Origin of the sequence: Pseudomonas mendocina (assembly GCF_900636545.1) — a bacterium.
In the GTDB taxonomy this organism is placed as follows: Bacteria; Pseudomonadota; Gammaproteobacteria; order Pseudomonadales; family Pseudomonadaceae; genus Aquipseudomonas; species Aquipseudomonas mendocina.
This window is the reverse complement of sequence record NZ_LR134290.1, coordinates 1,488,078-1,509,790: the sequence shown is the minus strand read 5'-3', so window position 1 is coordinate 1,509,790 and position 21,713 is coordinate 1,488,078. Positions and strand designations below refer to the sequence as shown.

At 64.7% G+C, this 21,713-nt stretch carries 19 protein-coding genes; 13 read left to right on the top strand and 6 right to left on the bottom strand.

The features are described from left to right. Positions 1 to 49: 49 nt before the first annotated feature. Positions 50 to 586: a tetratricopeptide repeat protein gene (locus EL191_RS06950; RefSeq protein WP_041977588.1), complete on the top strand. Its 537-nt coding sequence runs from the start codon at positions 50 to 52 to the stop codon at positions 584 to 586. 81 nt (positions 587 to 667) lie between these two features. Here the strand turns inward: EL191_RS06950 and EL191_RS06945 are convergent, their stop codons facing one another. The 4 genes from EL191_RS06945 to EL191_RS06930 form a co-directional block, all read right to left on the bottom strand. Then, positions 668 to 1,090, bottom strand: a complete 423-nt coding sequence (locus EL191_RS06945) for a YybH family protein (RefSeq protein WP_017361721.1) — start codon at positions 1,088 to 1,090, stop codon at positions 668 to 670. Between the two features lie 22 nt (positions 1,091 to 1,112). Continuing rightward, positions 1,113 to 1,895 (bottom strand): DUF899 domain-containing protein, encoded by a 783-nt coding sequence (locus EL191_RS06940; protein WP_041977585.1) that lies wholly within the window; start codon positions 1,893 to 1,895, stop codon positions 1,113 to 1,115. 27 nt (positions 1,896 to 1,922) lie between these two features. Beyond that, positions 1,923 to 2,285: a YciI family protein gene (locus tag EL191_RS06935; RefSeq protein WP_017361722.1), complete on the bottom strand. Its 363-nt coding sequence runs from the start codon at positions 2,283 to 2,285 to the stop codon at positions 1,923 to 1,925. Between the two features lie 200 nt (positions 2,286 to 2,485). After that, on the bottom strand, positions 2,486 to 3,202 hold the full coding sequence (locus EL191_RS06930; RefSeq protein ID WP_041977582.1) for a UTRA domain-containing protein: 717 nt from the start codon (positions 3,200 to 3,202) through the stop codon (positions 2,486 to 2,488). Positions 3,203 to 3,517: 315 nt separating this feature from the next. Here EL191_RS06930 and EL191_RS06925 point away from each other — a divergent pair, with 315 nt between their 5' ends. From EL191_RS06925 to EL191_RS06900, 6 genes are all read left to right on the top strand, one after another. After that, a complete protein-coding gene (locus tag EL191_RS06925; RefSeq protein ID WP_041977580.1) occupies positions 3,518 to 4,576 on the top strand; it encodes an ABC transporter substrate-binding protein in 1,059 nt (352 codons plus the stop codon). 102 nt (positions 4,577 to 4,678) lie between these two features. Then, the gene (locus tag EL191_RS06920; RefSeq protein WP_013714497.1) at positions 4,679 to 5,485 is read left to right on the top strand and encodes an alkaline phosphatase family protein; all 807 of its coding nucleotides are present in this window, start codon (positions 4,679 to 4,681) and stop codon (positions 5,483 to 5,485) included. Further along, positions 5,482 to 6,324 (top strand): ABC transporter permease, encoded by an 843-nt coding sequence (locus EL191_RS06915; protein WP_017361726.1) that lies wholly within the window; start codon positions 5,482 to 5,484, stop codon positions 6,322 to 6,324. Before EL191_RS06920 ends, EL191_RS06915 begins: the two co-directional genes overlap by 4 nt. Continuing rightward, positions 6,311 to 7,105, top strand: a complete 795-nt coding sequence (locus tag EL191_RS06910) for an ABC transporter permease (protein ID WP_041977578.1) — start codon at positions 6,311 to 6,313, stop codon at positions 7,103 to 7,105. Before EL191_RS06915 ends, EL191_RS06910 begins: the two co-directional genes overlap by 14 nt. Beyond that, positions 7,102 to 8,088, top strand: coding sequence for an ABC transporter ATP-binding protein (locus EL191_RS06905; protein WP_041977575.1), 987 nt, complete (start codon positions 7,102 to 7,104; stop codon positions 8,086 to 8,088). Before EL191_RS06910 ends, EL191_RS06905 begins: the two co-directional genes overlap by 4 nt. Next, positions 8,088 to 8,741, top strand: coding sequence for an HAD family hydrolase (locus tag EL191_RS06900; protein WP_041977573.1), 654 nt, complete (start codon positions 8,088 to 8,090; stop codon positions 8,739 to 8,741). Before EL191_RS06905 ends, EL191_RS06900 begins: the two co-directional genes overlap by 1 nt. Before the next feature lie 98 nt (positions 8,742 to 8,839). Here EL191_RS06900 and EL191_RS06895 read toward each other — a convergent pair whose 3' ends face one another. Then, entirely contained in the window at positions 8,840 to 9,694 is an 855-nt protein-coding gene (locus EL191_RS06895; RefSeq protein ID WP_013714492.1) for a LysR substrate-binding domain-containing protein, read from the bottom strand. 144 nt (positions 9,695 to 9,838) lie between these two features. On the opposite strand from EL191_RS06895, the gene EL191_RS06890 reads away from it, so the two are divergent. Next, positions 9,839 to 10,681 (top strand): bifunctional allantoicase/(S)-ureidoglycine aminohydrolase, encoded by an 843-nt coding sequence (locus EL191_RS06890; RefSeq protein WP_013714491.1) that lies wholly within the window; start codon positions 9,839 to 9,841, stop codon positions 10,679 to 10,681. A 58-nt stretch (positions 10,682 to 10,739) separates the two neighbouring features. Here the strand turns inward: EL191_RS06890 and EL191_RS06885 are convergent, their stop codons facing one another. Beyond that, the gene (locus EL191_RS06885; RefSeq protein ID WP_041977570.1) at positions 10,740 to 11,744 is read right to left on the bottom strand and encodes a helix-turn-helix transcriptional regulator; all 1,005 of its coding nucleotides are present in this window, start codon (positions 11,742 to 11,744) and stop codon (positions 10,740 to 10,742) included. A gap of 186 nt (positions 11,745 to 11,930) precedes the next feature. Between EL191_RS06885 and EL191_RS06880 the strand changes: the two genes are divergently transcribed. From EL191_RS06880 to EL191_RS06860, 5 genes are read left to right on the top strand one after another with little or no spacing between them, the layout of a single operon-like run. Beyond that, positions 11,931 to 13,907, top strand: a complete 1,977-nt coding sequence (locus EL191_RS06880) for a TonB-dependent receptor (protein ID WP_052435029.1) — start codon at positions 11,931 to 11,933, stop codon at positions 13,905 to 13,907. Further along, positions 13,904 to 14,950, top strand: a complete 1,047-nt coding sequence (locus tag EL191_RS06875) for a methyltransferase (RefSeq protein ID WP_041977568.1) — start codon at positions 13,904 to 13,906, stop codon at positions 14,948 to 14,950. The genes EL191_RS06880 and EL191_RS06875 overlap by 4 nt, the downstream gene beginning before the upstream one ends. Next, positions 14,947 to 16,215 (top strand): MFS transporter, encoded by a 1,269-nt coding sequence (locus tag EL191_RS06870; protein WP_041977566.1) that lies wholly within the window; start codon positions 14,947 to 14,949, stop codon positions 16,213 to 16,215. Before EL191_RS06875 ends, EL191_RS06870 begins: the two co-directional genes overlap by 4 nt. A 53-nt stretch (positions 16,216 to 16,268) precedes the next feature. Then, entirely contained in the window at positions 16,269 to 18,689 is a 2,421-nt protein-coding gene (locus tag EL191_RS06865) for a decarboxylase (protein ID WP_041977564.1), read from the top strand. Between the two features lie 20 nt (positions 18,690 to 18,709). After that, the gene (locus EL191_RS06860; RefSeq protein WP_041977562.1) at positions 18,710 to 21,220 is read left to right on the top strand and encodes an aminotransferase class III-fold pyridoxal phosphate-dependent enzyme; all 2,511 of its coding nucleotides are present in this window, start codon (positions 18,710 to 18,712) and stop codon (positions 21,218 to 21,220) included. Positions 21,221 to 21,713 lie beyond the last annotated feature (493 nt).

The following is a 21,713-nucleotide window of genomic DNA, read 5'->3' as shown; positions in this document are numbered from 1 at the left end:
AGGCCTAACAGCGACTTGCCTCGTTTTCTCGCCCAGGGAGCCCACTGCCATGTCCAGTCCATTCAAGCTTTTTCATGCCACCTCTGCCCTGCTCGCGCTCGCTTTGTTAGCGGGCTGTGCCGGGCGTGAGCCTGATTCCGCCAAGCCCGACGATCAGTCGCAGGCCGAGCAGCCCATCACCCAGACCGAACAGGATCAGTTGCGCCAGAAGGCCCAACGCGGTGATCTGGACAGCCAGTTCCAGCTCGGCAGCAGTTACTTCGTCGGCCAGCCGAAGAAGAACCTCAAGCAGGCCGAGTACTGGTGGAAGCAGGCCGCCGACAAGGGCCATGCCATGGCTGCGGTAAGCCTGGCCTACCTCTATACCGGGCGTGATGCACCAGAGTTCGCCAACCAGCGCGACATGCTCAAGTACCTCAACCAGTCAGCCGCCGCGGGCAACCCCATGGCCCAGCATGTACTGGGCAACCTCTATCGTCGTGGCGAGGGAGGTGTATCGCGCGACCCCGACCAGGCCCAGCGCCTGTACCAGAGCGCCTGCCAACAGAACTACGAGCCGTCCTGCGCGGCGCTGGGGCGTCAGTAACTCGTTGCCGCAGAAGCAACTCGTGCGCGAGCCCGGTTACAACGCAGCATGGCCAACGCGCAGCAGGCTTTTAACGGGTCATCAGGGCTGCAGGTCGAACAGCGTCTTGCCACTTTGCATATCGCAAGGCGCGGAGAAGTGCTCGTGAAAGATCAGCCAGCGACCGCCCTGGCGGCGCAGGCACTGGGTCACGCGCATCCAGCAGGTTTCCAGCTCGCCCTTGTCATTGGTGCCGCCGCATTGCAGCAGATAGTGGGTCACGCCCAGGTCACCACTGACGGTGAAGATCGGCTCGTGCGGCTCGAAGCGGCCCTCACCGCTGCACATTTCCATGCAGGCCTGCCAATGCGCCTGATACGCCGGGCGCCCCTGGAAACGCAGTGGGCCGACAGCGTCGTAGGCGACCAGGTCCTCCACGTAATGACTCATGATGCGCGCCACATCCTTGCTGCGGCAGGCGTCGGTCCAGCTGTTCAGTGCATCTTGCAGTTCATGCTGACTCATGGGGTTTCTCCTTCGCAGGGGTTCAGGCCTTGTGGCCGCAGCAATCATGGATGGGCGCCGCCTGCTCGTACTCGTCATGCAGGCGTGTCCAGTTAAGGCCCTTGCCGTCCAGGTCGGGCATGCCGTCCCAGCCTTCGCCACGGCCAAAGGGCGTGAAGTCGAGGAAATGGAAGCTGCTCATCAGCATCTCCACGCCTCGGCCATAGGTGGAGTAGGTGTGATAGATGCGCCCGCCCTCACGCAGGAACACACTGACGCCAGGCTGCTCGCCCTGCACGTGGTACGTCAGGCCCAGGCGCTCCAGTTCCTCCTTGTCGCGGTAGTTGTACTCGACCGGCGCGACCTGCTCGTCGGTGGTGGCGTGGTAGTCGTAGTTGAAGTGGCTGCCGTATGAGCTGTACCAGGGCAGGGTCCAGCCCATACGCCGCTTGAACGCTTCGAGATCGGCCAGTGGCGCGCGCGAAACCAACACCAGATTGGTGTCCCGGGCATGCAGGTGGGACTGGTGACCGATGTTGTCCACCAGGCAGGAACAGCCATCGCAGCCTTCTCCACGATCCATGTGGTACATGAAGTGATAGACGATCAACTGGCTGCGACCGTCGAACAGCGCCTCCAGTCCGACCTCACCATGCGGGCCATCGAAGCGGTAATCCTCCTCCACCAGCACCATGGGTAAGGCACGGCGGGCACGGTTGAGCGCATCGCGCTGACGGGTCAGGGCCTTTTCCTGCTCGAGCAGGGCCTTGCGCGCGGCCAGCCATTGCTCGCGCGTGGCGACTTCGGGGATATAGCGACGATCCATAAGAGTTCTCCGATGAGCGATGACGACTCAGCGCTGCGCGGCCGGGTCGATATCCAGTTGGCGAATCGGCCGCACTTCGACACAGCCGACTCGCGCAGCGGGAATGTGGCCGGCGAGTTGGATGGCCTCGTTGAGATCGCGCGCCTCGATCAGGTAGAAGCCAGCCAGTTGCTCCTTGGTTTCGGCGAAGGGGCCATCGGTGATCGCCAGCTTGCCGCCACGCATGCGCACCGTGGTGGCGCTCTGCACCGACTGCAGCGCCTCGGCGGCGAGCATGCGCCCACTCTCCTGCACACGCTGGGCATAGGCGTGGCACTCACTGTCATGGGGGCTTTCGGGGGAGCTGTGCAGCTCCTGTTCGTTGGCGTAAACGAGACAGAGGTATTTCATGGCGCGCTCCAGTTCCTGTGCGGTGGGTACTGGATAGTCGAACTCGACGAAGGTATTTCGACATTGGCCGGAAAAACATCGATGAAGCCGATGAACGGTAGGGTGCGCCATGCACACCGACCTCCCCCGTTTTGAACCCGCCCCGTCTTGTGCACTGGAGATTAGAAGTCGGTCGGCCACCTAGATGCGCGCAGCGAATCCTATTCGGGCACTTCGACGCTGACGTGGATGGCGTCGTGGCGCCAGAACTCCAGGTCGCAGTCGATGATGCGCCCGTGCTGGTCGCGGTTGACCCGGGTAATGCGCAGCGCCGGGCTGCCGGGCGCCACCCTGAGGCTGGCTGCGGCTTCGGCGTGCAGTGCGGTGGGCACCATGTCGAAACGCACGCGCCCATAGTAAATGCCGTACTCGCTGGCGTAGAGATCGGTCAGTGAGCGCGTCAGGTCGAAGTCGAGGATGCCGGGGAAGTAGGTCGGGTTGAGGTAGTGCTCGACATACAGCACCAGCCGCCCATCGATACGTCGTGCACGACACACCTGATAGACACTCGACAGTGCGGGCAACTCCAGCACCTGGCAGATTTGCGCAGTGGCGGGCATCAAGCGCGCACTCAGCACCTCGGTAGCCGGTACCCGCCCCTGTTCCGCGACCATGGCGTGGAAATGGGTTCGAACCAGCGGGTTGTAGGCTACCCGGGCTGGCGAAACGAACCAGCCACGACGCTCCTCGCGGTAGACCAGCCCCTGAGCTTCCAGCTGGCCGAGCGCCTCGCGCAAGGTGATGCGCGTGGTATCGAACAATTCACTGAGCTTGCGCTCGGCCGGCAACTTGCTGCCGGAGGGCAACAGACCCCGGTCGATCTGCTCCTGCAAGGCACGGCAGATGATGGTGACGGCCCGTGGCGCTTCTTCGCGCATCAATTTCTCCCCTTTGGACTAGTCCAGCCCCATGAAGGGGCAAAAGTCGCTCGCTCAGACGGGTTACAAGACTAGGCAGTCTAGATGACTGATAGATGACAACCAGGCTGCAAGCACGCTGCATGCCACTGCATCAGGCAATCGCAGCCCAGCAAATCAGCCACTTATCCATGGTCTACGCTTATGAAGCGCACCGGCTGGTTACGCCTAGACATCTGCCAGCGTTGGCCGGACATAAAACCGTCATCGAAGGCGCCTAAATTGGCTCGGGTATTGCTGATCTAGACCAACACTCTCACTGCAAAGGAGTTTCCAATGAAACAACTGCTGCTGGCTTCACTGATGGGCTCGACCATCGCTCTGGCGACCTCCGCCATGGCCGAAGGCACCGACTTGCAGGCACTGGAAAAGGCTGCACGCGCCGAGGGCGCGGTGAATAGCGTGGGGATGCCCGACAGTTGGGCCAACTGGAAAGACACCTGGGCAGACCTGACCAAGCTATACGGTCTCAAGCATCAGGACACCGACATGAGCTCGGCACAGGAAATTGCCAAGTTCGCCGCCGAGAAGGAAAACGCCACCGCCGATATCGGTGACGTCGGCGCCGCCTTCGGCCCCATCGCCGTGCAGCAGGGCGTAACCCAGCCATACAAACCGAGCACCTGGGAGCAGATTCCGGACTGGGCCAAGGACAAGGACGGCCACTGGATGCTGGCCTACACCGGCTCCATCGCCTTCATCGTCAACAAACAACTGGTCAAGGACATCCCGCGTTCCTGGTCAGACCTCAAGACCGGAACCTACAAGGTCTCTGCCGGTGACGTGAGCACCGCAGCACAAGCCGTGAACGGTGTGCTGGCCGCCGCCATCGCCATGGGCGGCAACGAGAGCAACGTGCAGCCGGCGCTGGATTTCTACGGCGAACTGGCCAAGCAGCGTCGCCTGTCACTGGCCAACCCGACCATCCAGACCCTGGAAAAGGGGGAAGTGGAAGTCGGCATCGTCTGGGACTTCAACGGCCTGTCCTACCGTGACCAGATCGACCCCGAGCGCTTCGAGGTGCTGATCCCGTCCGACGGCTCGGTGATCTCCGGCTACAGCACCATCATCAACAAGTGGGCGAAGAACCCCAACGCCGCCAAGCTGACCCGCGAATACATCCTCAGCGATGCCGGGCAGATCAACCTGGCCAAGGGCAACGCCCGCCCGATCCGCGCCGAACATATCGACATGCCGGCCGAAGTGCAGGCCAAGCTGCTGCCGCAAGAGCAGTACGCCAAGGTCCAGCCGATCAAGGATGCCGCGGCCTGGGAGAGCACCTCCAAGATGCTGCCGCGCCTGTGGCAGGAGCACGTGATCATCAATATGAACTGATGCGGCCGCGACACCATTGATCCGTAGCCCGGATGAAATCCGGGGCAATCGCTAAGTACGCCCCCGGACTGCATCCGGGCTACGACCGAACGAGAGAAAACCATGAAGCACAACGTCATCCTGGTGGTACTGGATGGCCTGAGCTATCAGGTGGCCCAGCATGCGCTAGGCCACTTGCTGGCTTACTGCCAGGCCGGGCGCGCCGCGCTGTACAAGCTCGACTGCGCACTGCCGGCACTGTCCCGCCCGCTCTACGAATGCATCCTCACCGGCGTACGCCCCATCGACAGCGGCATCGTGCACAACGACGTGGTGCGCCTGTCGAACCAACGCAGCGTCTTTCATTACGCCCGTGAGGCCGGTCTGACAACCGCCGCCGCTGCCTATCATTGGGTCAGCGAACTGTATAACCGCGCGCCTTTCCACGCGGCCCGCGACCGTCATACCAGTGACGAATCACTGCCGATCCAACACGGCCACTTCTACTACGCCGATCATTATCCGGACTCACACCTGTTCGCCGATGCCGATAGCCTGCGCCGGCTTCATGCACCGAATCTGTTGCTGGTGCACCCGATGAACATCGACGACGCCGGCCACAAGCACGGCCTCGACAGCCCGCAATACCGCAACGCGGCGCGCATGGCCGACGTGCTGCTGGCCGAGTACATCCAGACCTGGCTCGATGCCGGTTACCAGATCCTGGTAACTGCCGATCACGGCATGAATACTGATCGCAGCCACAACGGCGTGCTGCCGGAAGAGCGCGAAGTACCGCTGATCGTCCTCGGCAGCGCCTTCAGCCTCGATCCGGCAGCCCGCCCGCAGCAGACCGAGCTGTGCGGCACTGTCTGCCAGTTGCTTGGCGCAGCCCATGACAAACCCTGGTGCAGGGAGTTGCTCGCATGAAGTCGTCCATTTCCAGCAAGGGCTGGGCACTGCTGTGCCTGGTGCCCTTCGCGCTGTTCTTCTGTGCCTTCCAGATCGCACCGCTGGTCTGGGTAGCAAGCAACAGCCTGAATACCAGTGAAGGCTGGGGCCTGGGCAATTTCCAGCAGGCCTTCTCTTCGCCGTTCTACCGCCAGGCCATGCGCCACAGCCTTGAGGTCGCCTTCTGGTCGAGCCTGTTCGGTATCGTCATCGCGATCATCGGCAGCTATTCGCTGCGTCAGGTCAGCAGCCGCCTGCGCGATTTCGTCATGGCATTCTCCAACATGACCAGCAACTTCTCAGGGGTGCCGCTGGCCTTCGCCTTCATCATCCTGCTCGGCTTCAACGGCGCGCTGACCATCCTGCTCAAGCAGATGGGCGTAATCGAGGACTTCAACCTCTACTCCAAGACCGGCCTGATCGTCCTCTACACCTATTTCCAGATTCCTCTCGGCGTGCTGCTGCTCTACCCGGCCTTCGACGCCCTGCGCGAAGACTGGCGCGAGTCGGCCGAGCTGCTCGGCGCCAGCAATTGGCAGTTCTGGCGCCATATCGGCCTGCCGGTGCTGACCCCTGCACTACTTGGCACCTTCGTCATCCTTCTGGCCAACGCCCTCGGCGCCTACGCCACGGTGTACGCGCTGACCACCGGCAACTTCAACATTCTGCCGATCCGTATCGCGGCAATGGTCTCCGGCGACATCTTCCTCGACCCTAACATGGCCAGCGCACTGGCGATGGTGCTGGTCGGCCTAATGACCCTAATCACCATCGTCCACCAATGGCTGCTGCGCCGGAGCTACCATGTCGCCCGCTGAAAAACGCTCGCCGCTGTTCCACCAACTGGTGGTCTACCTGCTGTTTCTGGTCCTGCTGCTGCCACTGCTCGGCACGCTGGTTTATTCGCTCTCCACCAGTTGGTCGGCGACCGTCCTGCCCAGTGGCTTCACCTTCAAGTGGTACGTGGCGCTGTGGAGCGACGCGCGCTTTCTCGCCGCCTTCGGTCGCTCGCTGCTGGTGTGCTTTGGCGCACTGGCCCTGGCACTGCTGCTGATCCTGCCACTGCTGTTCGTGGTCAACTACCACTTCCCCAAGCTGGACGGCGTGATGAACGTGCTGATCCTGCTGCCGTTCGCCATTCCGCCGGTGGTCTCATCGGTGGGGCTAATGCAGCTGTTCGCGTCCGGCCCGCTGCCGATCCTCGGTACGCCATGGATACTGATCGGCTGCTACTTCACCATCGCGCTGCCCTTCATGTACCGGGCGATCACCAACAACCTGCAGGCGATCAATCTGCGCGACCTGATGGACGCTGCTCACCTGCTCGGCGCCAGCACCTGGCGCGCCGCTTTCATGGTGGTACTGCCGAACCTGCGCAAGGGCCTGATGGTCTCGGTGTTCCTGTCCTTCAGCTTCCTGTTCGGCGAATTCGTTTTCGCCAACCTGCTGGTGGGCAGCCGCTACGAGACGCTGCAGGTGTACCTGTACAACATGCGCAACGACAGCGGCCATTTCACCAGCGCCCTGGTGATCTCCTATTTCATGTTCGTGCTGCTGATGACCTGGGCAGCCAACCGTCTGAACAAGGACAAGTCATGAGTTTTCTGCACATTCAGAACCTGCACAAAAGCTACGGCCCGACCCGTATCTTCACCGACATCAATATCGAGATCGGCCAGGGTCAGTTCATCACCCTGCTCGGCCCCTCCGGCTGCGGTAAATCCACCCTACTGCGCTGTATTGCAGGCCTGACGGAGGTCGACGGAGGGCAGATCCTGCTGGACGGCGAGGACCTGGTACCCGTGGCGCCGCAAAAGCGCGGCATCGGCATGGTGTTCCAGAGCTACGCCTTGTTCCCCAATATGACCGTGCAGCAGAACGTCGCCTTCGGCCTGCGCATGCAAAAAGTCCCAGCCGCCGAGGCCAGCAAGCGTGTCGCCGAAGTGCTGGAACTGGTGGAGCTCAACGACTACGCCAATCGTTACCCACAGCAACTGTCCGGTGGCCAGTGCCAGCGTGTGGCCCTGGCCCGTTCACTGGTCACCCGCCCGCGCCTGCTGCTGCTCGATGAGCCGTTGTCAGCCCTGGATGCACGTATCCGCAAACACCTGCGGGAACAAATTCGCGCGATCCAGCGCGAGCTGGGCCTGACCACCATCTTCGTTACCCACGATCAGGAAGAGGCGCTGGTGCTGTCCGACCGCATCGTGTTGATGAACGGCGGCCAGATCGTCCAGAGCGGCGACGCGGAAACCCTCTACACCGCGCCGGCCGATGCCTTCGCAGCCGGATTCATCGGCAACTACAACCTGCTCGACGCCGATGCTGCGAGCCGTCTGCTGCTGCGCCCGGTGAACAGCCGCGTGGCGATTCGCCCGGAAGCCATCCAGATCGGAGGCCTGGGTATCGACGGCACCATCCTCGGCCACAGCCTGCTCGGCAATGTCGTGCGCTACCGGGTCGAAGCCCGCGGCGTGGAACTGCTGGTCGACGTGCTCAATCGCTCCGCCGCTGACTTGCACCGCGACGGCCAGAGCGTCAGCCTGGCCATTGGCGCCGATGCGATTCGGGAGGTGGCGTGATGGCTCTGGCGATTTTCGACCTTGACGAGACGCTGATCCACGGCGACTGCGCCAGCTTGTGGACGCAGGAAATGGTGAAGATCGGCTGGGCCGACGGTGAATCCTTCATCGCCCACGAGCAGGAGCTGATGCGCCAATACGCCGCCGGCATCCTGGCCATGGAGGACTACATGGCCTTCACCCTGTCACCGCTGGTCGGCCGCACGCCCGAAGAGGTTGCCCATGTGGTCGAGCCCTTCGTCGAAGACGTTATCGAGCCGATTTTCTATAGCGACGCCAGCCGCACTCTGGCCGCACATCGCGCCGCTGGCGACCGCCTGCTGGTGATCTCGGCCTCGGCGCATTTCCTGGTCAGCGCCATCGCCGAGCGCTTCGGCATCGACGAGGTATTGGCCATCGACCTAGAGCTGCAGCACGGCTTCTATACCGGGCGAACCGAGGGCGTGCTGACCTACCGTGAAGGCAAGGTGATCCGCCTGGAAAGCTGGCTGATCGAACAGGGCGAAAGCCTGGCTGGCGCCAGCTTCTATTCCGACTCCCGCAATGATCTGCCGCTGCTGCAGTTGGTGGACAAGCCTCTCACCGTCAATCCTGACCCAACCCTGCGCGCCCATGCCGAACAGGCCGGCTGGCCGATACTCAGTTGGCGCTGATCCGGGCCCCTAGGCCGGGGCAGGAGCCATCTCTAACGCGCAGGGCAAATAAAACGGAGCGCTATGGTTGCAAGGTGCGCACAGCGCACCCTACTCGACTACGGGCTCATGATCCCTTCGCAGGCCTCGATCAATGCCGCGGCCAGTTCCCGTGCATAACCGGGCAACTGGTTGCGCGCGTGCAGGGCCACCTCCACTGACGCGACCGGCGCGAAGCCTTCTGCCTCGCCCAGCTCGCGATGCTCGGCCGTGATCAACCGGCGCGGCAGCAAGGTCAGACCCAAGCCTCCCTCGGCCGCAGCGCTGACGCCAGGCAGGCTGCTGCTGACATAGGCGATACGCCAGGGCTTGCCCATGGCATCCAGCGCATGGGTCATTTCCAGGCGATACAGGCCATTGGGCGGGAACACTGCCAGCGGCACTGGATTACGTGCCAGTACCGGGCGCGCGCGGCTGTCTAGCCAGGCCACCGGCTCGGCCCAGCTGGCCAGGCCCTTGGCGCTGCCGGCGCGCTGCTTGATCAACGCCAGGTCCAGCTCGCCCGCATTGAACGCGCGCCATACGTCATGACTAAGACCGCTGGTGATCTCCAGGCGGATACCCGGATGTGCGTCGGCAAAATCGGCCAGATAGGGCGTCAGGCTGTTGGCGGCGAAATCGTCCGGCACGCCGAGGCGTATCTCGCCCTCCACCGCGCTCTGCCCCAGAGCGAGCATCGCCTCGTCCATCAGTGCGACGATGCGGTTGGCGTAACCCAGCAGGCGCTCGCCCTCGGTGGTAGTCACCACGTAGCGACCACTACGGTCGAGCAGCTCGGCGCCGATTTGCTCTTCCAGTCGCCTAACCTGCTGGCTGACCGTGGACTGGGTCAGATGCAGGCTGGCAGCCGCGCGGGTGAAGCCACCGGTCTGCACCACGGCGAGAAAACTGCGTAACAACACGGGATCGAGCATGTCGCATGCCTATCATGAAACCCACTGACAGGCATTCTACTATTTAATTTCCGAATCCATCCGCGAATTCCTATAGTGCATGGGAGCCAATTTTCCGCGCCGGGATCGTTCCCAGCGCCATCCACCCACCGAGGCAATCTCTCGATGAGCAAATCGCCCTACTACTACGCACCGCATGGCGGTCATCCAGGTCAGGAACAACTGCTGACCGACCGCGCCATGTTCACCGAAGCTTACGCCGTGATCCCCAAAGGTGTAATGCGTGACATCGTCACCAGCCACCTGCCGTTCTGGGACAACATGCGCATGTGGGTCATCGCCCGCCCGCTGACCGGCTTCGCCGAAACCTTCTCGCAGTACATCGTCGAAGTCGGCCCGAACGGCGGCAGCGACAAGCCCGAGCTGGACCCGACCGCCGAAGGCGTGATCTTCGTCGTCGAAGGCACCTGCGACCTGAGCCTCAACGGCACCCAGCACGCCCTGCGCCCGGGCAGCTACGCCTTCATCCCGCCAGAAAGCGATTGGTCGCTACGCAACAACGGCAGCGAAGCCGTGCGTTTTCACTGGCTGCGCAAGGCCTATCAACCAGTCGAAGGCGTGCCGTATCCGGAAGCCTTCGTCACCCACGAGCAGGACATCGAGCCGATCGTCATGCCCGGTACCGAAGGCCGCTGGAGCACCACGCGCTTCGTCGAGATCAGCGACATGCGCCATGACATGCACGTCAACATCGTCAACTTCGAGCCGGGCGGCGTGATCCCCTTCGCCGAAACCCATGTCATGGAACACGGCCTGTACGTGCTGGAAGGCAAGGCGGTGTATCGCCTGAATCAGGACTGGGTCGAAGTCGAAGCCGGCGACTTCATGTGGCTGCGCGCCTTCTGCCCGCAGGCCTGCTACGCCGGCGGCCCGAGCCGCTTCCGCTACCTGCTGTACAAGGATGTGAACCGCCAGATGCCGCTGACCCTGGGCGGTCTGAAGCGCTGAGGCAAGCCTCGCCACGACGCCAACGCCGCGCCCTGCGAAGAGCGCGGCGTTTTTCGTTTCAATGCGGGCGAACCTCGCGCCCCGGTACCTTGCCCGAGCGCCGATGCGTACCGAACACCGACTTCGGCGCCTGGCCGAAGAAGGCGGAAAACGCGGCACTGAAGTTGTTCGGGTAGCGATAGCCAACGCGGTATGCCACCTGCGCCACCTGATGACCGCTCTCAAGCAGCACATGGGCCTTACGCATGCGCATCTCGTGGAGCATCCGGTGGGGCGTGGTGTTGAAGCGGTAGTGGAAACCTTCCTTGAGCTTGAATTCGTTCAGCCCCACCGCCGCGCACAGGTAGGCGATGGTCAGTGGCTGGTCGATCTGCTCGATCATCAGATCGCGGGCGCGCTCCAGCTTCTCGATGTCCTGGGTGCTGAACTGCAGCGCCGTGGGCGTTGCCGGGCAGAGCAGATTGAGCTGCTCGGAAAGCAGGCTGAGCGAGTGGATATGCATGTCCAGCGCCGCGATGCGCTGCGGGTCGTTGAGATACCGCTGCAACGCTCCGGCATGGGCGCTGCTGGCCCCGCTGGTCTTGCGAAAGGCCAGTTGGCGGATATGCCCCGAGCCCAGCAATGCCCCGGCACGCTCCGCGCCCAGATACCTGACCAGGGTCTTCTCCCCCACCAGCAGCCGTAGCTGGGAAACCGTCGTACCGGCTTCGTAGCAGCGTTCCCCCTGGCTGCCATGGAACGCGGTGACGGTGGTGAAGCCGGCGCGGAAACACAGGGTGTCGCCATTGCGTGCCTTGTAGCCGGACTGCCCCTGCAACCCCAGGGTGATCACCAGCATGTGGCGGTCATGGGGATCGACCGTCTCCTCGATCAGATCGCGGGTGGGGTGATAGCGCGAGCGCACCAGCAGCAGATCGTGATCCAAAACGAAACGCTCCGAGTAGCAGTCGCCCAGCTCCTCCGGCAGTTGCTGACGCTCCCAGCCGGAAGTTTCCCGGCGCACCTGGCGGGCCTGGCTCATCGCCAATCGATGCGGCTGGGAGATCCGTTGCACAGCGGCCATGGGTCCTTCCTCCTGTTTTAGATACGGGAAAATCCAGAATTCATATCAATCTACATGATACGCATTCTTATCTACCTATAACATTGGTATCAAATCAATAGCACGCCATGTCGCGCCGGTATCTGGCTAGGGGGCATCTGCGGCCCCGTTCATCATTTACCGGCTACGGGGGGATAGATGGGAAAGATGGGTATCCGTTTGCCAGTCGGCATGCTGGGAGGCTTGCTGGCTCCAACCCTGACGCTGGCGGCAGCGCAGCAGTTGCCGGACATGACCGTTACCGCCAACAAGATCGAACAGGATCTGCAGGACATACCGGCCAGCGTGTCGGTCGTGCAGGGTGAAGCCTTGCGCGACGCCGGAGCCGACGACCTGCAGGCGCTGGCCCGGCGCACGCCGAACTTCGTCTTCCAGCCGTTCGGCCAGTCCGGTACCAACGTACCGGTGATGCGCGGCATCAGCTCCAGCGCGACGGCGTTCTCCTCCTCCGTGCTGATGCTGGTCGATGGCGTGCCCATCCTGATGGGCCAGGGCTTCGACCACAACCTGCTGGCGCTGGAGCGAGTGGAAATCCTCCGTGGCCCGCAATCGACCCTGTACGGGCGCAACGCAGAGGCCGGCGTGATGCACCTGCACACCCGCCCCATCGACGACGCGCCCTACGCGCGGGTCGATGCCACCCTGGGCAACCGCGACAAGCGCGTGCTGCGCTTCGACCTGAGCCAAGCGCTGGTGGCCGATACGCTGTACGGCGGCATCGCCGGCGAATGGCTCGAACAGGACGGCTTCATCGACAACGCCTACCGTGGCCGCGACGAGGATGATCGCGAGCGCCACAACGGCCGCGCCGTGCTGCGCTGGACACCCGCATCAGCGACCAGCGCCACCTTGCGTTACAGCCGCCAGGACTACCGCGATGGCGGCTCGCTATGGGGCGCGGCCGGCTCGTCGCACCGCGAGGTGCGCTCCGGTACCCGCAGCTGGAACCATTCCAGCGCCCGCAGCCTGTCGCTGGATATCGAGCATGAGCTGGATTCCGGCCTGCGCCTGCGCTCGATCACGGCGCGCAACGACTTCTACGATCGCGTGCGCCAGGACACCGACTTCCTGCCGATCGATGCCCTGCACCTCGAACGCGACTACCACCTGAGCACCCTGTCCCAGGAGCTGCGCCTGGAAGGCGAAGGGGCAGAGAGTCAGTGGCTCGTCGGCCTCTATGCCGATCGCGACGACCACTCGCTGGATTATCGCCAGAAGCTGCCCATGGCCATGACCCGCACCCAGGTGGATCTGGGCGGCAACACCGCCGCCCTGTTCGGCCAGTGGACGCAGGCGCTGACCTCGCACTGGTCCCTGACCCTTGGCGCGCGGCTGGAGCGCGACGAGGTCAGCCTGTCGCCCCGTGACAGCCGCAACCGCAGCGACCAGTGGCAGCGCTTCACCCCCAAGCTGGCCCTGCAATACGCCTGGAGCGACGACACCCAGGCCTATGCCAGCTATTCGCAAGGCTTCCGTGCTGGCGGCTTCAATGCCTTCTCCGCCTCGGCCGGCTACCCGGGGTACGACCCGGAGCAGGTGGACGCCTATGAACTCGGCATCAAGGGCTGGGCTGCGCAACGTCGCCTGCGCTATTCGGCCGCCCTCTACTGGATGCAGATCAGCGACATGCAGGTACAGCAGATCGTGCAGCCCGGGATGGTCTACATCACCAATGCCGCCGAGGCTCGCAGCAGCGGCCTGGAATTGGAGGCCGACTACCTGCTCGGCGAACACTGGCAGCTGCAGGCTTCGCTTGGCATCAACCGCACGCGCTTCGAGCGCTTTCAGGACGGCAGCGCCGACTACCAGGGCAACCACGCCCCCTTCGCGCCCGACCTGACCAGCTACCTGGGCCTGCGCTACGACGCCGATGCCGGCTGGTTCGCCCAGGCTGGGATAAGCGGCGTGGGTCGCACCTACCTCGATTCGGCCAACCGTTACGGCCGCGCCGGCTACGCCCTGCTCGACCTGAGCGCCGGCTATGACTTCGAGCACCTGGGCCTGAGCGCCTACGTGGAAAACGCCACCGACAAGCGCTACGACGCGGTCGGTTACCTCAACGGCATGGCACGCGTGTACAGCGAGCCACGCGAGATCGGCCTACGCCTGAGCTATCGACTATGACCCCACACACCAACGCCACCGGCGGCCACCCGCTGCAACCCTACTGGGACCTGGCCCTGGCCTCGGTCCAGGCCGACGCCCTGCGCGTGGCTCTGGAGCTGAAGCTGTTCCGCCTGCTTGCCGAGCCGATGCCGGCCGGCATCGTGGCCGAGCGCCTGCGCCTGCACCCGAGCAACACCGAGCATCTGCTGGAAATGCTCTGGAGCATGCGCCTGCTGGAACGTCACGAAACGCCTGCGCAAGGCTGGCGCTACCAGGCCTCCTGGCTGGCGAGCCGCTATCTGGATCACGACTCGAAGCAGCATTGCGGCGACGCCTGGAGCCTGCGCCTGCAGGCGCTGCGCCACTTCGGCAAGAATCTGGACGAACAGCTACGCACCGGCGAGGCGAGCACCGCCCCCCGGCTTGCCGAAAACGCGGCCAACTGGCAGGCGGCCGCGCGCCTGCAGATCGCCCAGGAGCAGCGTGCGGCAACCGCCGAGGCGGCGCTGGCGGTGTTCTCGCAACTGCCCGAATTCCCCCGTGCCCAACGCCTGCTCGACCTGGGCGGCGGCCCTGGGCTGGTGGCCATTGCCCTGGCCAAGGCCAACCCCAACTTGCGCGGCGAGGTATTCGACCTGCCACAGACCATCAGCGTGGCCGAAGAGAACATCCACGCGGCCGGCCTCGGCGGGCGTCTGCGGGGCCGCAGCGGCGACCTGATCCGCGACCCGATCGGCGAGGGCTATGACCTGATCTGGTGCTCCTCCGTGCTGCATTTCGTGCCCGATATCGACCAGGCTCTGGGCAAGATCCACGCCGCGTTGCGCCCAGGCGGCGTGCTGGTCTGCGCCCAGGCGGAAATTCCCGACAGCCAGGATGCGGCGCGGCAGATGCTCTCCTACTACCTGTCCATGCGCATGCTCGGGCGCCAGTTGACCCACACCGGAGGCCTGCGCCATGCCATGCAGCGGGCCGGTTTCAGTGCCTTGCAGACGCAGCGCGAGGTGCCTTTCCCGGTAACCCCGGTCACCGCCGTGATCGGCCGCAGGAGCCTGCAATGAACATGCACCTGCTCGGGCGCCAGGCGCTGTTCGGCTGGCTGAACTTCGTTCTGGCGGTGCCGAGTATCTACCTGTTGCTCGGCATGCCGCTGGTGATGCGCCAGCACGGTTGGTCGGGCACCGATATCGGCCTGTTCCAGTTGGCCGGGCTGCCGGCGGTATTCAAGTTCCTGCTGGCGCTGCCAGTGGAGCGCTGGAGCTTCGCCGGCGCGCATTACAGAAGCTGGGCACTGCTGCTGAGCCTGGGCCTGGCGGCAGTTCTGCTGCTGGTCGGGCGCGAGGCACTGCTCGACAGGCATGGCCTGTTCTTCGCCCTGACGCTGCTGGCCGGGGTGCTGGCGACCTGGGCCGACATTCCGGTCAACGCCCTGGCGATCAAGCTTCTGCCGGAAAACCAACGCGTGCGCGCCGGGGCGATCCGCTCGGCGGCGCTGTTTCTGGCCGCCATCGTCGGTGGCGGCCTGATGCTGCTGGTGCACGAACACTGGGGCTGGCAGGCATCCTTCGTGCTGATGGCCGGCGCCCTGCTGCTGGGCGCGCTGTTGCTGCCGTTGCTGGGCGAAGGTGCGCCGCAAGGCCCGGCAGACGCTGCGCAGAGCAGGTACGAGCCGAACTGGCGCGGCTACTTCGAGCAACCCGGGGCAGCGCTGTGGACCTGCCTGCTGCTGTCCTGCTTTCCGTTCATTGGCGCCAGTTGGCTGTACCTCAAGCCGTTGCTGCTCGATCAGGGTATGCCGGCCACCCAGGTGGCCTGGGTGGCCGGGGTCGGCGGCGGCGCGGTCGGTGCCCTGGCCAGCGTGCTGGGCGGGCGCCTGCTGCGCCGGCTCGGGGTGGCCCGGGCCATGCCGCTGTTCACCGGCTTCGCCCTCTTCGCCCTGGCCAGCCTGACCGCCGTGCTCTGGAGCCAGGCAGGCCCGCTCGGGCTGATCATCGGCGCAACGCTGGTGGCAGCGGCCATGGGCGCGATCTCCGCCATGGTCTTCGGCCTGATGATGTACTTCACCCGCCACCAGCGCCAGGCCGTCGATTACGGCCTGCAGGCCAGCCTGTTCGTGGTCTCGCGCCTGGCGGTGCCAGTGGCCGCCGGCGTGCTTCTGGATCGCCTGGGCTACACCGGAATGCTGCTCGGCCTGACCTCGGCCATGCTCGGCGTCTACCTCCTGGCCCTGGCCGCCAGCCCTGCCCTGGCACGCATCACCGAAGACAAGCGAGCGCCATGCAACCAAGGTGAGGCGCACCTGAAGCCTCCGTGCGCAAGCCGTTAGCAACACGGCGGCAGATGCCGCCATCACGAACAGGATGTGCAGAGGAAGCCAGCATGTCGGGAACAATGGGAGTGTGCCTGGTCAGCCAGGTACCTGCGCTGATAGAAGATGTCGCCTTCGTCATCGAGCAGTTGAGAACAGGCCTGACCTACGTTGCGGCCGAGCCCTGGGACGCCACGGCCGATGTCGAGCGGATGTGCCGCTCGCTGGATCGGCGACCGCGCAGCGAAGAGGTGCTGGAAGCGCTTATGGTGCAGGCCGAGAGCTACCTGCGGGAGAACACCTCGGCCGGCCGCGAGCCCCTGGACGTGCAACTGCTGCACTTCCCCACGCTGGAGGCCGCACGCGCGGAGCTGGCCAGGTCTGGCGCAGCCACACGGGCCGAGCTGTTCATCGTCGACATGAGCCAGCAGCCAGTGGCCGAGGAAGATCCGTTCGAGACGCTGTTCAGCGCCTGCCAGCATGACGACGGGGGACAGCGCCTGTCGCCGCATTCCGCGGTGCTCTATTGCTCGGCGCAGGCATTGCCGGGCTGGATGGAGCAGGCCGGCGGCAATCGTCACCTGCGCGTGCCCTTGCAGGACCGGGCGGCCAGCCGCGCCGACCTGCTGCGGATCGCCGTGGATCATCTCGAGCACACCCGCTTCAATCGCCTGCTGGCGCGCACGATGAACCCCGAGCAGCCGCCGGTGAGCATCGCCAGCGAAGTGACGCGCTTCATGCGCGCTCGCTGGCGGGACGACTGGGACTTCCATTCTTACACCGGCTCCATGGTCGCCTGCCTGATCCAGTCGATGCAGCAGACCACTGCCGGCACGGGCATACGCTGCCTGCACGGTTGCAACGAACACAGCCTCGCCGTCTCCGCGCTGGCCGGCTGGCAGCTCTACGAACGCGCCTACGTGATCGCGGTCACCTCGGGCATGCTCGACGAATTTCGCGGCACCCTGGCCAACCTCAAGCGAGCCGGCGCGCCCGGTCTGATCATCTGCGCCGAAAGCCCGGACACGACCTGGTTCGCCTTCCAGAGCACCCTGGATGCCGACCACGATGGCCGGCAAGTGATCGCCGCGCGTGGCCTGCGTCACGTGTTCATCCAGCGGGTGGACGAAATAGCGGCCAAGCTCACGCAGGCCTTCGCCATGCTCGCCGAGCGCAGCGAGCCGGTGTTCGTGCTGGCCTCCCAGGCGGCGCTGGAGTCGCGTCCACGGCAACCTCTGAATCTGGACCTGCCAGCCCCCGCCTCGCCCAGCCTGGCGGCGCCGAACGAGATGCAACGCGGCGCCCTGGACGAGGCCATGCGGCTGATCAACCAGGCGCCCCTGCATATGCTCTGGCAGTGCGGCAGACTCTCCGACAGCCAACGTGAACGCGTCTACGCGATCGCCGATGCCGCCGGCATCGCGCTGGCCGACACCATCACCCATCCCGGCAGCGTAGGCCCCTACCACCAGGGCCAGGCGGTGCCGAACTACCTCGGCCCGCTGTCGCTGTATGGCTTCAGCCGGCGCATCTACCAGTTCCTGCACCAGGATCACGAACTGCTCGGCCCGGAGCAGCAGTGCCTGTTCTTCATCAAGAGCAAGGTGGACCAGGCCGCCACGCCCTTCTCCGAAGGCAAGCTGAAGCGCCAGACCCGCGTGGTGCAACTGAACCACCAGCGGCGCCACCTGTCGCCCTTCACCGACCTGGCGCTGGAGATGCCGCTGGACAAGTTCCTCGACCACGTCCAGGCCAACCTGGCCGTGGCACCCGAGGTGCTGGCCCTGCGCCGCGCCAAGCTGCAGCGCATACGGGCGCTCCCGGAAACGGTGCCGGTGGACCGCATCGTCACCCAGCCGATGACCGCCAACTACTTCTTCCTGCAGCTCGGTGACCTGCTGCACGAACTGATCGAGCGCCACGGCTACCGTTATACCGGCGTCTATGATGTGGGCCGTTGCGGCATTTCCGCGCTGCGCAACGTGCCACGCACCGGCCCGGGCTTCTCCGGTTGGTATGGCCGGGCCCTGATGGGCGATGGCCTGATGGCGCTGCCCTACATCGCCGCCACCAGCCCGGACAACGTGCTGGCCTTCGTCGGCGACGGTGCCCGGGCTCTGGTGCCGGACATCGAAACACGCCTGGCCGCCAGCCTGGCTCAGAACCCGCACATGCCTGGCCGCAACGTCACCCTGTTCTACCTGAGCAACGGCCTGCTCTCGATGATTCAGACCTACCTGGACAAACGCTATGCCTGCAACGGTGCCCGCCAGGTGACGGTAGCCGGGCGCGCGTCGCAGCCGACACTGATGGAGCCAGGCGGCCCGCTTGTGGTGAACCGCCATCGCCTGAGCCAGTTCGATGGGCAGTGGCTGCGTGATGCCCTGACCACCCCCAACAGCCTCAACATCATTGACGTGACGCTCGCCCACAACTCGGACGGTGATGGCCTCAGCCTGATCTCCGAAACCGCCTGGAACCGCCGCGCATGACGGCCACAAGGACTCTCGAAATGAAATTCGGATTCATCGCCCACCCCACCTCGGTCGCCCTGAAACGCCAGGTGAAACTCCTCGACCTGTTCGATCGCAACCTCGCCGAGCAGGATCGCGGTTACAGCCCGGACATCTGGCGCTGGCGCAACCTGGTGCCCTTCGCCGACTTCGGCCGCATCGTCAGCGCACGCGGCGCCATCTGCGAAGGCATCGTCCATTACATGCCACTGACCGCCGAGGAAATGCTCGCCCAACCACGGGCGATCGCTCAGCGCGTGATCGAGGGCGTGGACAGCCTGAAGGCCCTGGGGGCACAACTGGTCGGTCTCGGTGGCTTCACCGCCATCGTCGGCAACCGCGGCCTGCAGACTCTGGAGCGCACCGGGGTACCGGTGACCACGGGCAACTCGCTGACTGCCTACGCCGCCTACCGCAACGTACTGGAGGCCATGCAGCGCCTGGAGGTGAAGCCCGAAGACAGCGAGGTGGCGGTGGTCGGCTACCCCGGCTCCATCGCCCTGGCCATCGCCCGGCTGCTCGGCCGCGACGGCTGCCGCTTGCGCCTGATCCACCGCGGCGGCGCAGAACAGGCACGCCAGGGGCTGGAGTACCTGCCGCAGGCACTGCACGAGCGGGTGCGCCTGAGCAACGACATCGAGCCTTGCTACGACGAGGTGCGCTTCTACGTGGCGGCCACCTCCAGCGGCGGTATCATCGACCCCTACCGCCTGGCCCCGGGCTCGGTGGTAGTGGATGCGGCGCTGCCACGCGACGTGATGCTCTATCGGCGTGATCGCCGCGACATCCTAATCATCGATGGCGGCCTGGTCTCGGCCGGCACCTCGCTGCGCTTCGGCGCCGAGAGCATGGGCCTGGCGCCGAAGAAATTCCTCAATGGCTGCCTGGCCGAAACCCTAGTGCTGGGCCTGGAAGGCCGCGCCGAAGCCTTCTCCATCGGGCGCGAGCTGCCGGAAAACAAGGTGCTGGAGATCGGCCAGCTGGCCGAAAGCCATGGTCTGTTCCCCTCGCCGATGGCCTCCTATGGCGAGCGCCTGACCCAGGCCGACTTCGGCGGATTGCGCCGCTTCCACCACCCACGCAGCCAGCCCCTGGCACTGGAGGACAAGCCGCAACTGCGCAGCGAGGCGCTGCGCAGCTTCGGCGAGCACATCAACCCCATCCTGCGCGAGTTCTATGCCTTCAACCATATCGAGCGGGTGTTCAGCCATGGTCGCGGCTGCTGGCTGACCGACCTGGACGGCGGCCGTTACCTCGACTTCGTGGCGGGCTACGGCTGCCTCAACACCGGCCACAACCACCCGCAGATCAACAGCGCGCTGCAACGCTACCTGCAGCAGGAGCAGCCGACCTTCGTCCAGTACGTCTCGGTGCCCTTGCAGACCAGCCTGCTGGCCCAGCGCCTGAGCCAACTGGCGCCGGGCAAACTGCAGCGGGTGTTCTTCAGCAACTCGGGAACCGAAGCGGTGGAAGCGGCGCTGAAACTGGCCCTTGCCGCCATGGACCGTTCACGGGTGCTGTACTGCGACAATGGCTACCACGGCAAGACCCTCGGCGCGCTGTCGATCACCGGGCGCGACAAGCACCGGCAGCCGTTCCAGCCGCTGCTGCCGCGCTGCGCCTCGATCCCCTTCGGCGACACCGAGGCCCTGGAACGCGCCCTGCTGGAAGGCGACGTCGGCGCCTTCATCCTCGAGCCCATCCAGGGCGAAGGCGGCGTGGTGATGCCACCGGAGGGCTATCTGAAAAGGGTTCGCGAACTCTGCTCCGACCACGACTGCATCCTCATCCTCGATGAAATCCAGACGGGCCTGGGCCGTACCGGCAAGCTGTTCGCCTGTGAATGGGAAGGTGTCGAGCCGGACATCCTGGTGCTCTCCAAATCCCTCTCCGGCGGCGCCGTTCCCATCGGCGCGACGCTGTCGCGGGCCGATATCTGGGACCGCGCCTACGGCAACATCGACAGCTTCGCCCTGCACACCTCCACCTTCGGCGGCGGCAACCTGGCGGCGGCCTCGGCGCTGGCGACGCTGGACGTCATCGCAGCCGAAGACCTGGCGGGCAACGCGGCGCGGGTCGGCGGCATGCTCAAGGATGCGCTCGCCGAGGCCGTGGCCGGCTACCCCTTCATCCGCGAGATCCGTGGACGCGGGCTGATGATCGCCATCGAGTTCCAGAACAGCTTCGGCGGCGGGGTGGAAGCCTTCGTCCGAGAATTCGCCAGCCGCATGCCGGGTAACGCGGCAGGCACCTACCGGATGATGTCGGGCAAGGCCAAGCGGCTGATCCGCGAAGCCATCGACGAACTGGAAAAGAACTTCGAGGAAATGTTCGTGCTGCGCTTCGTGACCAAGCTGTCGCAGGACCACGGCATCCTCACCTTCGTCACCGCCAACAACAACCGGGTCATGCGTATCCAGCCGCCGCTGGTACTCAGCGAGCAGGAGGCGCGGCACTTCGTCGAGGCCTTCGCGGCGGTGTGCAAGGACATGTCCACCTTCCTCGACTGAGCCTCGACAGGCCATGCGGACAGGCACCACGTGCAACGTCCGCGTGGACTTGGATGCGGTTCTGCGCGTTTGTTTGGTTGAGATCGGACTGGCAATACGGCCTTGGTTTTTCAGGCGTCTGTTCCGAATTACCGCGTTTTTGTTGACGTTTCTACAAGCGCCTGAACGTTACGTAACTCACTGCCCCAACGGCGTACTGCTTCCGAGCGGCCGGCGTCCCGGTACGCCCTACGTCCGCACGCGCGAACAGGGGGGCAGCGTAGGGCGAACTCAGGAGCGCCAGCGAACAGTCCGCCGGGCCATGCCGAGTTCGGCACCACGGCTCACGCCCAAAACACCCAGCAACCCCAACGGTGTACTGCTCCGCGAGTACGCTCTACGCGAATGAAAGTCTTGGTTTAACCCGATGGCCATATCCTGGACTCGCCGTTACCAACACTCCGGGCGTACCTTGTAAGCCGATCCTCGGAGCAGCGATGGAGCGAAGCGGAGT